The sequence below is a fragment of the Lysobacter sp. M15 genome, assembly GCF_022662515.1.
GTDB lineage: Bacteria > Pseudomonadota > Gammaproteobacteria > Xanthomonadales > Xanthomonadaceae > JAKPBU01.
In genome coordinates this window covers 173999-187305 of record NZ_JAKPBV010000005.1, presented here as the reverse complement: position 1 = coordinate 187305, position 13307 = coordinate 173999, and the positions used below count along the sequence as shown (strand labels likewise).

The following is a 13307-nucleotide window of genomic DNA, read 5'->3' as shown; positions in this document are numbered from 1 at the left end:
CCTATGGCCAGCGGCGACGCCGACATCGTCCTGCAGGCACGCGGCCTGTGCAAAAGCTTCGCCGGCATAGCGGCGCTGGAAGATGTCGATCTGATCCTGCGCGCCGGCGAGGTGCATGCGTTGATGGGTCAGAACGGCGCCGGCAAATCGACCCTGATCAAACTGCTGACCGGAGTGATGCGCCCGGACAGCGGTGAGATGTGGGTGGGCGGGCAGGCGGTGTCGCCGTCCAGTCCGGCCCAGGCGCAGCACCTGGGCATCAGCACGGTCTACCAGGAAGTGAACCTGTGCCCGAACCTGTCGGTCGCCGAGAACATCGTGGGCGGCCGTTATCCGCGTCGACGCTGGACGGGAGCGATCGACTGGAACGCAGTCAATGCCCACGCCCGCGATGTGCTGGCCGGGCTGCATCTGGACATCGACCCGAAACGACCGCTGTCCGACTTCCCTGTGGCGGTACAGCAGATGGTCGCCATCGCACGCGCGTTGAGCGTATCGGCCAAGTTGTTGATCCTGGACGAACCGACCTCGAGCCTGGACGAGCGTGAGGTGCAGGAGCTGTTCGCGGTGATACGCCGTCTGCGCGAGCAAGGCATGGCGATCCTGTTCGTCACTCATTTCCTGGATCAGATGTATGCAGTGTCCGACCGCGTCACCGTCCTGCGCAATGGCCGCCGGGTAGGCGAGTACTCGGCGACGGCGTTACCGCATGGGCCGCTGGTGGCGGCCATGGTCGGCCGCGAGATCGCAGTGGGCGGACGCGACGCTGTGCAGCCTGCCGCGGTGGGGGAGGGGGCAACCGTGCTGGAGGCGCATGCGCTGGAACGCCGTGGCCAGATCGCCCCGACCGACCTGAGCCTGCGCGCCGGTGAAGTGCTGGGCCTGGGTGGGCTGCTCGGTTCGGGCCGCACCGAACTGGTCCGGCTGATGTTCGGTCTGGACCGCGCCGACGCCGGCACGCTGCGGATACGGCAGCGCGACGTGACCCTGAAAAGTCCGGCCGACGCGATTGCCCGGGGCCTGGCCCTGTGCCCGGAGGAGCGCAAGACGGAAGGCATCGTGGCCGACCTGTCGGTGCGCGAGAACATCGCCCTGGCCCTGCAGGCCAAGCTGGGATTGCGCCGTTTTCTTGGCCGCAGCGAGCAGGAAGCACTGGCGCGCCGCTATGTCCAGCTGCTGGAGATCAAGACCGCCAGCATCGAGACTCCCCTGGCGCTGCTTTCGGGCGGCAACCAGCAGAAAGTCGTGCTGGCGCGTTGGCTGGCCACCGAACCGGCCGTGCTGATTCTGGATGAGCCGACCCGCGGCATCGACGTTGCCGCCAAGCAGGAAATCATGGGACAGATCCTGCGCCTGGCGCGCAAGGGCATGGCAGTGCTTTTCATCTCAGCGGAAATGGACGAACTCGTGCGCATCTCGGATCGGATCGCGGTGATGCGCGACCGGCGCAAGGTGGGCGAACTTACCGGAGGCTGCGGCGAAGCCGCGGTGTATGACCTGATTGCAGGCGCCGACGCATGACCGAGATTTATTCTCCGGCCGCAGCGGTGCCCCGATTCCGGCGTTTTGTCGCGCATCCGCTGTTCTGGCCGCTGCTGACCCTGATCCTGCTGGTGTTGGGCAACGGCCTGGTGAACCCCGCCTTCCTTTCCCTGCATTGGCGCGATGGCCACCTGTACGGAAACTTGGTGGATATCGCCAACCGCGCCGCGCCGCTGATCCTGGTTTCGCTGGGCGTGACCCTGGTGATCGCCGTTCGCGGACTGGATATTTCCGTGGGCGCGCTGCTGGCGATCGCGGCCACGGTGGCGGCCTGGATGATCGGCGGCGAGACCGATGCCACGCGCTTTCCCATGGCCGTGGCGATCGCCGCCGCACTGATCGCGGCAGCACTGTGCGGGCTTTGGAACGGTTTGCTGGTGGTCAAGCTGGGCATGCAGCCCATCGTCGCCACCCTGATCCTGATGGTGGCCGGACGCGGCGTCGCCCAGTTGCTGGCCGACGGACAGATCCTGACGGTGTACTACAAGCCGTACGCCTACTTCGGCAACGGCTTCCTGTTCGGCCTCCCGTTTTCGCTGTATGTGATTGCCGCCTTATGCCTGCTTCTGTGGCTGGCCCTTGGCCGCACCGCGCTGGGATTGTTCATCCGCGCCATCGGCGGCAATCCCGTGGCCGCGCGCGTCGCAGGCGTACCGGCACGGTGGATCACGGTTGGGTTGTACGTGTTCTCCGCTTTCTGCGCGGGCATGGCTGGGATCCTGGTCAGTTCCAACGTCAGCAGTGCCGACGCCAACAACGCCGGGCAGCTGCTGGAACTGGACGCGATCCTGGCGGTTACCCTGGGCGGCACCGCACTCAGTGGTGGTCGTTTCAGCCTGGCGGGCAGCGTGATCGGTGCGCTGATCATCCAGACCCTGACCTCGACCATTTATTCGATCGGTGTACCGCCGCAGGTGAATCTGGTGGTCAAGGCCGCACTGGTATTCATCGTGATGCTGCTGCAATCGGGCGAGTTTCGCAGCCATGTGCGCCGGTTGCTGAGGCGGAACGAAGCCGGGGAGGACAGTGCATGACCGGCACGGCTCGCACCGGCAACTCCGCTAGTCCAGCGTCGTCGCGTCGGCTGGATCCGCGTCATCTGCCGTTACTGGTGACCTTGGCGTTGTTCCTGGCCATGGCCGTGACCGGGGGCCTTCTCTACCCCGGTTTTCTGACCCCGCAGGTGTTCCTCAATCTTCTGATCGACAACGCCTTCCTGTGCGTGGCTGCGGTTGGCGCCACCTTCGTCATCCTGACCGGCGGCATCGACCTGTCGGTAGGCGCGGTGATCGCGTTCACCACGGTGCTGCTGGCGATGCTGGTGCAGGGATCCGGGTGGCATCCTCTGGCGGCCATTCCCGTGGTGCTTGCACTGGGCAGCGCTTTCGGCGCGGCGATGGGCTTGTTGATCCAGCGTTACCGGCTACAACCGTTCGTGGTCACCCTCGCTGGCATGTTCCTGGCGCGCGGCGCGGCGACGCTGCTGAGCGTGGATTCGATCGGCATTGACCATCCGTTCTATACCACCATGTCGTATGTGCGCATTCCGCTGAGCTTCGGTGGTCTTTCCATCGGCGCGGTGCTCGCCTTGTTGGTGGTGGCTGCCGGCATCTGGATCGCCCACGCCACCCGCTTCGGCCGTACCGTCTATGCCATCGGCGGCAGTGAAACCTCGGCGCGGCTGATGGGGCTGCCGGTCGATTCGACCCTGGTCGGAGTCTATGCGCTGAGCGGCTTCTGTTCGGCGCTGGCTGGAGTGATCTATACCTTCTACATGCTGTCCGGTTACAGCCAGCACGCGCTGGGTCTGGAACTGGACGCCATCGCCGCGGTAGTGATCGGCGGCACCGTACTCGCCGGTGGCACCGGCTACGTGGCTGGCACCCTGATCGGCGTGCTGATCCTGGGACTGATCCAGACCATGATCGTGTTCGACGGCACGCTCAGCTCGTGGTGGACGCGTATCGCCATTGGCCTGCTGCTGTTCGTGTTCTGCGTGCTGCAGCGCTTGTTCGACCTACGCAGGCGCCGGATTGAGCGTTGAGCGGACGGTGGAGGGTACGTTAAGAGCCGCTTCTTGCAGGGCAAGGTCGTTCTTTAACTTCGCATAAGGTACATTATGTTATGTCATCGTACCTTTGGACTAAGCGCGCTCGCAGCCCCACCTCGTGAGCTTCGTACCCTGCTTTGCCGGAGGCACGGTGTGCGCCAAGCGTGGCGATCACCGTGCCTGTCTCATGTCGGCAAAACGGTTGAAGCGGCTGGCGCGCGGTCGCGCAACTGACGTGATCGCCTCAGCCGGTGCCGCTGCAGCAGCCGATACGCCGCTGGAATGACCACCATCGACAGCAACGGCGCGCTGAGCATCCCGCCAACCATCGGGGCCGCAATGCGTTGCATGACTTCCGAGCCGGCGCCGCCCCCGATCAGGATCGGAAACAGGCCAGCCAGGATCACGGCGACGGTCATCGCTTTAGGGCGGACCCGTTGTACCGCACCTTCACGGATGGCCACGTCCAGCTCGTATTCGCCGGCTTCCGGATTTATGGCGAGTTGCCGTTCCCAGGCGTGGCGCAGGTACAGCTGCATGATGATGCCGAACTCCGCAGCGACGCCAGCAAGGGCAATAAAACCGATCAGCGTGGCCACCGAGACGGCGTGACCCATCGCCCAGATCAACCACAGGCCGCCGACCAGCGCCAACGGCAAGCTGAGCATGATGATTGCGGCCTCCGAGGCGCGCCGGAATACGAGGTAGATCAATCCAAAGATGATCGCCAGTGTCGCGGGGACAACGATGCGCAGACGTTCGCTGGCACGCTTGAGGTATTCGTACTGTCCTGACCAACCCACGGCATATCCTGCCGGCATCGGTACTTCGCTGGCGACGGCGTGTTGCAGGTCGGCGACCACCGAGCCGAGATCGCGTCTCGCCACATCGACGTGCACGTAGCTGCTCAAACGGGCATTGTCGCTGCGCAGCATGGGCGGGCCTTCGCTGAAGCTGAGATCGGCGACCTGCCCCAAGGTCAGTTGCGCACCACCGGGAGCAACCAACGGCAGTTGCGCCAACGCAGCCGGCGATTCGCGAAGCGCGCGCGGATAACGCACCACCACCGGATACCGCTCGCGGCCTTGAATGGTCTCCACGACTGGTACACCACCGACCACGGTGGCGATCAGACGCTGTACGTCGGCCTGGCTCAAGCCGTATCGCGCCGCAACATCGGGGCGTACCTTTACATCGAGGTAGCGGCCACCGGTGATGCGTTCGGCCAGCGCCGAACTCACCCCGGGCACGGTGCGCGCCACCTGCTCGATGCGGTCGCCCAATTGCGCCAGTACTGCCGCGTCCGGTCCCGACACCTTGATGCCGATCGGGCTCTTGATGCCGGTGGCGAGCATATCGATGCGATTACGGATCGGCGGAACCCACAGATTGGTCAGTCCCGGCACCTGCACAGCTCGATCGAGTTCCTGTCTGAGCTTTTCCGGAGTCATGCCGTCCCGCCACTGGCTGCGCGGTTTGAACGTCACCGTGGTCTCGAACATTTCCAGCGGTGCCGGATCGGTGGCCGTCTCAGCGCGCCCTGCCTTGCCGAACACGTGCGCGACTTCGGGCACCGTCTTGATCATGCGGTCGGTCTGCTGGAGTAGCTGCGAAGCCTTGCCGGCCGAGAGCCCCGGCAACGCGGTGGGCATGTACAGCAACGTGCCCTCCTCCAGCGGCGGCATGAACTCGCTTCCCAGGCGCAGGAACGGAATCAGGCTCAGCAGCAACACCATGCCTGCCAGTGCCAGTGTCGTCTTCGGGAATCGAAGCACCGCCTCCAGCGCCGGTCTATACAGGGCGATCAGGGTGCGATTGAGTGGGTTGTCGTTCTCCGAACGGATAGGACCGCGGATCAGGTACCCCATCAGCACCGGAATCAGGGTGATGGACAGGCCTGCCGCCGCGGCCATGGCATAGGTCTTGGTGTACGCCAGCGGCGAGAACAGCCGCCCTTCCTGCGCCTGCAGCGCGAACACCGGCACGAACGAAAGCGTGATCACCAGTAGGCTGACGAACAGCGCCGGACCGACCTCGCTGGCGGACTCGGCGATCAACCGCCAGCGCTCCGCGCCATCCGAATCGCGGCCGTGCTCCTCGCGGAAGCGCTCGAGGTGCTTGTGCGCGTTCTCGATCATCACCACCGCGGCGTCGACCATGGCGCCGATGGCAATCGCGATGCCGCCCAGCGACAACAGATTCGCGGAAATGCCCTGGTAACGCATCAGAGTGAACGCAGCGAGCACACCTAGCGGCAGGGTGATCACCGCCACCAGCGCGGAGCGTACGTGCCACAGGAACAGCGCACACACCAGCGCGACCACCAGGAACTCCTCGCCGAGTTTGCGCGTGAGGTTGCGCACGGCTTCGAGAATCAGTTCGGAACGGTCGTAGGTCGTAACGATCTCGACGCCGGCCGGCAAGCTCGCCTTCAATACCTGGAGCTTTGCCTTGACGGCTTCGATCGCAGCCAGCGCGTTCCTGCCCGAGCGCAGGATGATGACTCCCCCGGCGACCTCCCCTTCCCCGTCGAGTTCCGCTATGCCGCGGCGCAACGTCGGTCCGCGTTGTACCGTCGCCACGTCCTGCAGCAGCACCGGCACACCATCGGCGCCGGTCGTCACCGGCACGCGCTCGAAATCCTCGCGAGTGCGCAGATAACCTTCGCTGCGCACCATGACTTCAGCTTCGCCCTGCTCGATCACGGAGCCCCCCGTGGCTCCGTTGGCGGCCTGGATGGCATCGGTCAGCCGGGAAGTCGTGATCCCCCGGGCGGCCAGCGCCTGCGGGTCGGGCGTGATCTGCCAGGCCTGCACCATGCCGCCGACGCTGGCCACTTCGGCGACGTCGGGCACGGTCTTGAGGTCGTAGCGCAGGAACCAGTCCTGCAAGGCACGCAGCTGGCCCAGGTCGTGGCGACCGGTGCGATCGACGATCGCGTACTCGTAGATCCAGCCCAAGCCGGTCGCATCGGGTCCGAGCGACGGACTCACCTGCGCCGGCAGGCGATCGCGCACCTGGCTGAGGTACTCGAGCACGCGCGAGCGCGCCCAGTACAGGTCGGTGTCGTCATCGAACAACACGTAGACGAACGAATCACCGAAGAACGAGAAGCCGCGCACCGCCTTCACGCCGGGCACCGACAGCATCGTCGTGGTCAACGGATAAGTGACCTGGTCCTCGACGATGCGAGGGGTCTGCCCGGGCCATTCGGTGCGCACGATGACCTGGGTGTCGGACAGATCGGGCAAGGCGTCGAGTGGGACGCTGGACACCGACCAGATGCCCGCGACCGTCAGCGCGACCGCCGCGACCAGCACGAACAGCCGATTGGCGATGGACGCCCGGATGATGCGGGCGATCATGGCTGCGGTTCCGGCGTGCTGGCTTCGACGTCATCGGCGTACCTGGGCACCAGCTGCATGTCCATGTACGGCGACTTGCCCGGCTTGTCGAAATGCTTTTCCGGTTTCATCGGGTCGTACCAGTACAGCACCTTGCGATCGCCCGGCTTCGGCGGTGCGGCGTGCGATGCGTGGTCCCGGGGCGTTGTGGCTTGCGACTGCTGGCCCATGTCCATGCCCGCCGGCATGCCGTCGCCCGGGTCTGCAGCTTCCTCGTGGGCAGCGCCCGAGAATCCAGCGGCGCCTGCGCCCAGGCGCTCCAGCGCACCCGAGAGATTCGCTTCCGAATCGATCAGGAACTGGCCCGACGCCACGACCCGTTCACCCCCCGTCAGCCCGTCGAGTATTTCGGTCATGCCACCGCTGCTGCGACCGGTCCGCACGACCACGGGGCGGAATCGGTCATCGTCGCCGAGCACGATCACGCGCACCGGCCCAGCACCACCGATCAGCGCATCCGACGGCACCAGCGGATGCTCGATGCCTGCATTGGGCTGAAGCGTGATCTGCGCGAACATTCCCGGGACAAGCATTCCTTCCGGGTTGTCCAGCACGATGCGCGCGCGTTGGGTGCGGCTTTCCGGGTCCACCAGCGGGAGCAAGGTCTCCACGCGGCCATGGAAGACTTCCCCGGGCACCGCATCGACGACGGCTTCCACCCGCGTGCCGGCTGCGATGCCGGTGATGCCCGCCTGCGGGATCGCTGCCTCGAGCCACACGGTACTGATGCCGTTGACGCGGAACATCAGCGTTCCCATCGGCGCGGACTGGCCTTCGCGCACGCCGATCTCGCTGACTACGCCGGAGATCGGAGAAGCCAACGTGATATGTCCGCCGCTTCCCGCACTGGCGTCCGCAGGCAATCCCAATGCGCGCAGTCGCTGGCGGGAAGCGGACTGCAATGCCCGCGCCGAGGACGAGCGTGCCTGACCCAACGCATGCGCTTCTGCGATGGCCGTGCCCCAGGCCGGCGCGATCACGCTCGCCAGGGGTTGTCCGGCTCGCACCTGCTCGAACGGTGCCCGAACGTGCAGGCGTTCGACGATGTAATCGACCCGCGCACTGACGATGCGTTCCTCGCGCAGGTCCCAGCCGATGGTTCCGGTTACGCGCACGGTGGCCCCGAGGCGTCCGCGTTTCACCACGATCGTGCGCATGCCGAGGTTCTGGCGCACTCCAGGAGCGATCGAGATGCCGCTTTCGCTCGCGTCATCCGCATACTTGGGCAGCAGGTGCATGTCCATGTAGGGCGACTTGCCCGGTTTGTCGAAGCGCTGCTCCGGCTTCATCGGGTCGTACCAGTACAGCACTTCACGATCGGTGGCTCGACCGCTCGCTGTGGCCATGGCCGACAGATCGTCTGGCGAATGTCCCCACCAGTACCCCGCAGCGACGGAAACGACGATTGCAATGGATGCGGCAGCAATCGCGACAAGCCGCGTGCGCGCGGTCATGGCTGGTTCTCCGCGGGCAGAAGAAAGGCCAAAGCTGCCCATGCCCGACCGAGTTGGCCGAGATATCCGACATGCGACAGGTGCGCGTCGAGTTCATCGCGCCGTGCGTTGAGCCACGGCTGCAGCTCGCCGCCGGCGCGGTAGGCTGCAAGCGCTGTGGTGCTGCGATCGCTGGCCAATGGCAGCGCCGAACCTTCGTACAGCCCGACTTGACGCTTCAGTCCCTGCCAACGGGCGATGCCAGCACGAATGCGCGCGGTCTCCTGGCGGCGCATATCTTCGCGCCTGGCCAATGCGGCCTGGTAGTCGGCTTCGCGTGCAGCAATGCCGCGATCCTGCCGGTTTCGCGGGAACAGCGGTAGCCCGATGCCGACCTCCAGCATGATCATGTCGCTGCGGCCGCCCGTACGTTGGCCGTAGGAAGCCGCGATGCTCCAGTCCGGACGCTTCTCTGCCCTGGCGGCATCGATTGCGGCCGCGGTCGTTTCCACTTGCGCCGTCAGGGGCAAGAGCGCGCCGGTCCGATCGACCGATGCCAGCAATTGCGTCGCTGCAATGGGCAGGGACGCAAAATCGGGTGGATCAACGGCTTCCACCTCCGCTTCTCCCAACCAACGCGCCAACGCCGCCTGCGCCACCGAGTGAGTGGCGCGGGCGGCTTCGAGGCGGTTGTCGAGCTCCAACATCGCCGCTTCGGTTGCCAAGGAATCGCTGACCGACTCGCCGCCACCGGCAACCCGCGCCTTGGAAACCTTGGCTGCCAGCGCGGCCTGGTCACGCAACCGTTGCAGAGCGTCGAGTTCGCGCTGCGCGGTCCACAGGTCGATCCACGCCTCCGCCGCCGTCCGTCGCACAGCCAGCTGTTCGGCAGAATCCTGGGCTCGTGCCTCGTCGACGCTGCGATCAGCTAGCACGCGCTCGGCCTGACGCTTGGCCCGCGCCGGGAGTTCCTGGCGCAGGCCGATCCTTTTCATCGTCATGTCCTCGGCGCTGAAATCGAACGCGTCCGGGCCGGTCGCAGGCCAGTTATCGATGCCGACGGTCAGCATCGGATCCGGCAAGGCGCCGGCGCTGGCGCTTTCCTCCTGCGCCGAGACGATGCCGGCACGACGCGCTTCGAGCATCGGGGCGCGCTCGATCGCGAGCTGCGTCGCTTCCTGCAAAGTCAAAGGAATGGCTGCCGATGTGAGCGGCGGCGCGGCGATCAAACCAGCTGATACGCATGCCATCGCCAGGCGAGCGACCACGCTCGACCGCGACCGGCTTTGAGAACGGAAACTCATGACGAACTCCGAATGACGTAGCGAACGCGCGCGGCGTATCGCCGGCGCGGTCCTGGAAAATGTCGTTCGGAGGTCTAGATCAACAGGCTGCAGAATCGCAGCCGCGGTGGTGGATCCGAGGGCGCATGGGGCACCTCGGCCTGTACGGTGACATGCGAGATCGGCTGCGCCAGAACAAGCGCGTGCGTCAGCGGCGCCAGCGCCAAGGCCGGCACGACAGGCGAAGCGTGGTCGGCTGGGACCAAAACGTCGGGCGCGCAATGCTTCTGGCACAGCGCCGGATTGTCCTGGGCCTGCGCCATGCCCATTTCCGCGCAATGCTGGGCCATGGCGGAGGTTTCGGCGGGCATCTGCTGCAGCGGGCACAGATACGCAGCCAGCGCCGCCTGCTGGAACAGCAGGCAGAAGACCATCGCCAAGGCGACCTTGAAGCGCTGGCGGGCACGCCGGTTCATGAAGGCGATGCTACTCCTGGTCAGAGCTCAGCGGGGTGCAAGCCAGCGGCGCGCGAACCCATAGACCAGGCCCGCAATGAAGGCATATCCGGAGATCAGCAGCAGTCCCAGCAGGGCCCGGCCGATGTCGAGTGGCGGCGGATTGGTGGTCAGCGGTTCGAGATTGAGGCCGTGTACCCATGTCGAAAAGACCGCGAGCACCACGCCTGGTGCCAGCAGCATCAGCAGGAAGCAGGCGAGATAGAGGACCGCAACGGTCAGCGCGAACGCCGCGCCGGTGCGAAGGGGTGTGAGCTGTGGCATGTCGATCCTCCTGCGCACGAAGCCCGGAGTGCGTCCGTAAACCTAGTACCGCGGCATACTGTGTAACAGCTGATCCACTTACTGCTTTGATCAGGATCAAACAGGCGGCACAAACCGGGGAATTCGTCGCTGGCCCCGCCGGGGCACGCCGTCATGCGTCCACTCCTCCACAAGCCCAGATCGTCCGGAGAACAAGCAACGCCCGACTCCGGAGTTCTTCCCAGGCTTCAGATCTTGAAGTCGTCGAAAGCGATCCGGTCATTCGCAACTCCCAGGGCCGCGAGCATCTTCCGGGTCGCGGCCAGCATGCCCGGTGGTCCGCAGACATAGAACTCGCAGGCCTGCAGATCCGGATGTGAGCGCAGCAGCGTGTCGTGCGCGGCCTCATGCACCAGACCACGCATCAGCGCCCCACCCCGCTCTGCTTCTTCCGACAGGACCAGGTGCCAGCTGAAGTTGGTGTGGCGTTGGGCGAGGTGCTCCATCTCGACCAGGTACGGGGCTTCGCGCAGATTGCGTGCGCCATACCAGTAGTGAATGCGCTCGTGCGCGCCTGTGTCGAGCAATGCGTGGATCATCGCTCGGAGCGGCGCCATGCCAGCGCCGCCGCCGATGAAAACCTTCTCCGCGTCGCCCGGCTTCAATGCGAACTCGCCAAAGGGGCCACTGAAGCGGATCCGATCGCCAGTCTTTCGCGAGTACAGGTAGGACGATCCCTTGCCAGGCGGCTGCCGCTTGCTGTGCTGGCGCCCCGGACTGAAACGGGTGAGCAGCGTGATCCGCCCATCCGCCTGCTCCATCGGCATCGCCAGCGAGTACGACCGCCGGACAGCCTCCTTGGAACCGAAACGTTGCGGAAGATCGAGCGCCTGCCAGTCCTTCCGATGATGCTCCGGATGGTCCAGGTCTTGCCGGCTCAGGTCGAAGGACGGGACATGCACCTGGACATAGCAACCCGGCCGGAAACCTTCGACAGGCGCCGCATCCGGCTTGATGACGAACTCGCGCAGAAAGGGAGTGAGCGCGGTCACCCGCTCCACCGTACCCGATTGCTCCGCCCACAGTGCCGCGCCGCCCGGTACATCGATCTGCATGTCCTCGCGGACCTGCAGATTGCAGGCCAGGCGATAGCCCTGTTTGAGTCTCGAGGCATCCACATGGGCGCGATCCGCGCTGGTCGGTGCCGGCGCATGTCCACGGAACCGCACCTGGCACAGCCCACAACTCTGTCCCCCTCCGCAATTGGACGGCAGATGCAATCCGTGGCGCCCCAGCGCAACGAAAACACTGTCGCCCGCCGCAGCCGACACCGAGCGCAAGCGGGTACCGTCGGGTGCATACACGCCGACTTCGCGCATCGGTCGCCAACGGGCGGGCACGAATTCGTTCCAGTGGAAGCTGGCGAACAGCAACCATAATCCGGTCAGCGCCATCCAGACGCCGCCTACTGCCATCGTGATCACCAGCGGATTGTTGAAGTTCTTTCGGCCGGTGTAATCCATGATGTGCAGCATCCAGACCACATCGAACAGCCGCCATGCGTCGTTACGGCGTTCCAGGATGCGACCGTCCTGCGCCGAGATATACAACGTGGTCGCCTGCTCGTCGGCAAACGGCACCCGCCACGCCGGCCCGGCATGTTCCCGGGTTTCCAGATCCGGCTCGGGCATCAGTTCCGGTTGTCCAGGGCGTCCCGGACCGACGTAGTCCCGCGCCGCGATCGCCAGCGACACAGGTGCCGATACCGACACCGGGCGCCCGGTCAGGGCGTCGACCAGCCAGATGGCGGTTTCGCCCTGCAGACGGTAGACCGGTCGTCGGTCCAGCCATGCGCTTTCGATGTTGTGCACGGGCGCCGATGCCGAGGCAAGCACGCTGGCCGTGGACACCGCGTCGGCAGGCCATGCCGGCGGTGGTGCAGCATCGCCGTTCCGGAAGGTATCGCCCTGCACCGTCTCGTGATCGAGCAGGCTCATGACCAGGCCGCTGCCGACCCAGATCACGAACTGCAGGGCGATCAGCAACCCGACCCACTTGTGCAGCTTGCGCAGCCACGGCGTCATGCAGGCCTCCGTTTGCTGAAGCTGTAGAACAGCAACCAGACGCCGCTGAGCGCGAACAGCAAGCCGACCGCGGCCGATACACGCAACAGCGTGTTGTTGACATCGGTGCGTGCTTCGTAATCCATGATGTGGAACATCCACAGGAAGTCGAACCAGCGCCACAGGCTGTGGCGTTTGGCCAACAACTCACCGGTCTCAGGGGAGAGATACAGCGTGGTCTCGCCCCGGTCCGCGAACCGGACCTGCCACAGCGGCACCGGGCGAGTCGCGACCTCCTGCGGCGCCTGCCTGAGCAGCGACATCGATTGCACCGGTGCCTTGCCCTGGTACAGCGCCAGCGCTGCCTGCCGGATGCTGGCTTCCGGTAGTGGGTTGAGCGGTTTTCCGCTCACGGCATCGACCAGGGCAATGCCGCCCCGGTGATGAACCTCATAGACCGGCTGCGAAAGGAATCGCTTGAGACGGAAATGCCGGACCCCGTCAAAGCGCTCCTTGAGTTCGCCGGGCGTGACGCGGATATGGGCTGGTGCGAGCGGCTCCTCTTCGACATGCGCCAGGTGATCGCCATGGATCACGTCGATCGAGATGCTGGTCATGTACAGACCGCTGCACATCCACAGCAGCGCCTGCACGCCAATCACCAGTCCGATCCATTTGTGGGCCTTGCGCGCCCAGAACGCGGGTTTCATTGCCGGATACTCCTGCGAGGGATCACCACTGCCGGAAGACGTCCCGGCACATCGCCGGGACGTT

Annotated in this window: 10 protein-coding genes; 3 read left to right on the top strand and 7 right to left on the bottom strand. The window is 65.4% G+C overall.

Annotated elements, in window-relative coordinates:
* Positions 1 to 3 precede the first annotated feature (3 nt).
* Genes MC380_RS04425 through yjfF form a run of 3 tightly spaced genes read left to right on the top strand, consistent with a single transcriptional unit; the run spans position 4 to position 3586 of the window.
* Positions 4 to 1521 carry a sugar ABC transporter ATP-binding protein gene (locus tag MC380_RS04425; RefSeq protein ID WP_242163254.1) on the top strand — a complete coding sequence of 506 codons (1518 nt, stop codon included), beginning with the start codon at positions 4 to 6 and terminating at the stop codon, positions 1519 to 1521.
* On the top strand, positions 1518 to 2576 hold the full coding sequence (locus tag MC380_RS04420; protein WP_242163253.1) for an ABC transporter permease: 1059 nt from the start codon (positions 1518 to 1520) through the stop codon (positions 2574 to 2576). The genes MC380_RS04425 and MC380_RS04420 overlap by 4 nt, the downstream gene beginning before the upstream one ends.
* Positions 2573 to 3586 (top strand): galactofuranose ABC transporter, permease protein YjfF, encoded by a 1014-nt coding sequence (gene yjfF / locus MC380_RS04415; protein ID WP_277929860.1) that lies wholly within the window; start codon positions 2573 to 2575, stop codon positions 3584 to 3586. Before MC380_RS04420 ends, yjfF begins: the two co-directional genes overlap by 4 nt.
* 191 nt (positions 3587 to 3777) lie before the next feature.
* On the opposite strand, the gene MC380_RS04410 is transcribed toward yjfF, so the two are convergent.
* From MC380_RS04410 to MC380_RS17875, 7 genes are all read right to left on the bottom strand, one after another.
* Positions 3778 to 6957 (bottom strand): efflux RND transporter permease subunit, encoded by a 3180-nt coding sequence (locus tag MC380_RS04410; RefSeq protein WP_242163251.1) that lies wholly within the window; start codon positions 6955 to 6957, stop codon positions 3778 to 3780.
* Complete coding sequence (locus tag MC380_RS04400) at positions 6954 to 8450, bottom strand: efflux RND transporter periplasmic adaptor subunit (RefSeq protein ID WP_343223531.1); 1497 nt, start codon at positions 8448 to 8450, stop codon at positions 6954 to 6956. Before MC380_RS04400 ends, MC380_RS04410 begins: the two co-directional genes overlap by 4 nt.
* Positions 8447 to 9733, bottom strand: a complete 1287-nt coding sequence (locus tag MC380_RS04395) for a TolC family protein (RefSeq protein ID WP_242163250.1) — start codon at positions 9731 to 9733, stop codon at positions 8447 to 8449. The genes MC380_RS04400 and MC380_RS04395 overlap by 4 nt, the downstream gene beginning before the upstream one ends.
* A 74-nt stretch (positions 9734 to 9807) precedes the next feature.
* Positions 9808 to 10188, bottom strand: a complete 381-nt coding sequence (locus MC380_RS04390; RefSeq protein ID WP_242103863.1) for a hypothetical protein — start codon at positions 10186 to 10188, stop codon at positions 9808 to 9810.
* A 27-nt stretch (positions 10189 to 10215) separates the two neighbouring features.
* Positions 10216 to 10491: a DUF5676 family membrane protein gene (locus tag MC380_RS04385; RefSeq protein WP_242103864.1), complete on the bottom strand. Its 276-nt coding sequence runs from the start codon at positions 10489 to 10491 to the stop codon at positions 10216 to 10218.
* 227 nt (positions 10492 to 10718) lie between these two features.
* The gene (locus tag MC380_RS17880) at positions 10719 to 12554 is read right to left on the bottom strand and encodes a 2Fe-2S iron-sulfur cluster-binding protein (protein WP_277929859.1); all 1836 of its coding nucleotides are present in this window, start codon (positions 12552 to 12554) and stop codon (positions 10719 to 10721) included.
* Complete coding sequence (locus tag MC380_RS17875; protein ID WP_277929858.1) at positions 12551 to 13243, bottom strand: PepSY domain-containing protein; 693 nt, start codon at positions 13241 to 13243, stop codon at positions 12551 to 12553. The genes MC380_RS17880 and MC380_RS17875 overlap by 4 nt, the downstream gene beginning before the upstream one ends.
* Positions 13244 to 13307: the final 64 nt, after the last annotated feature.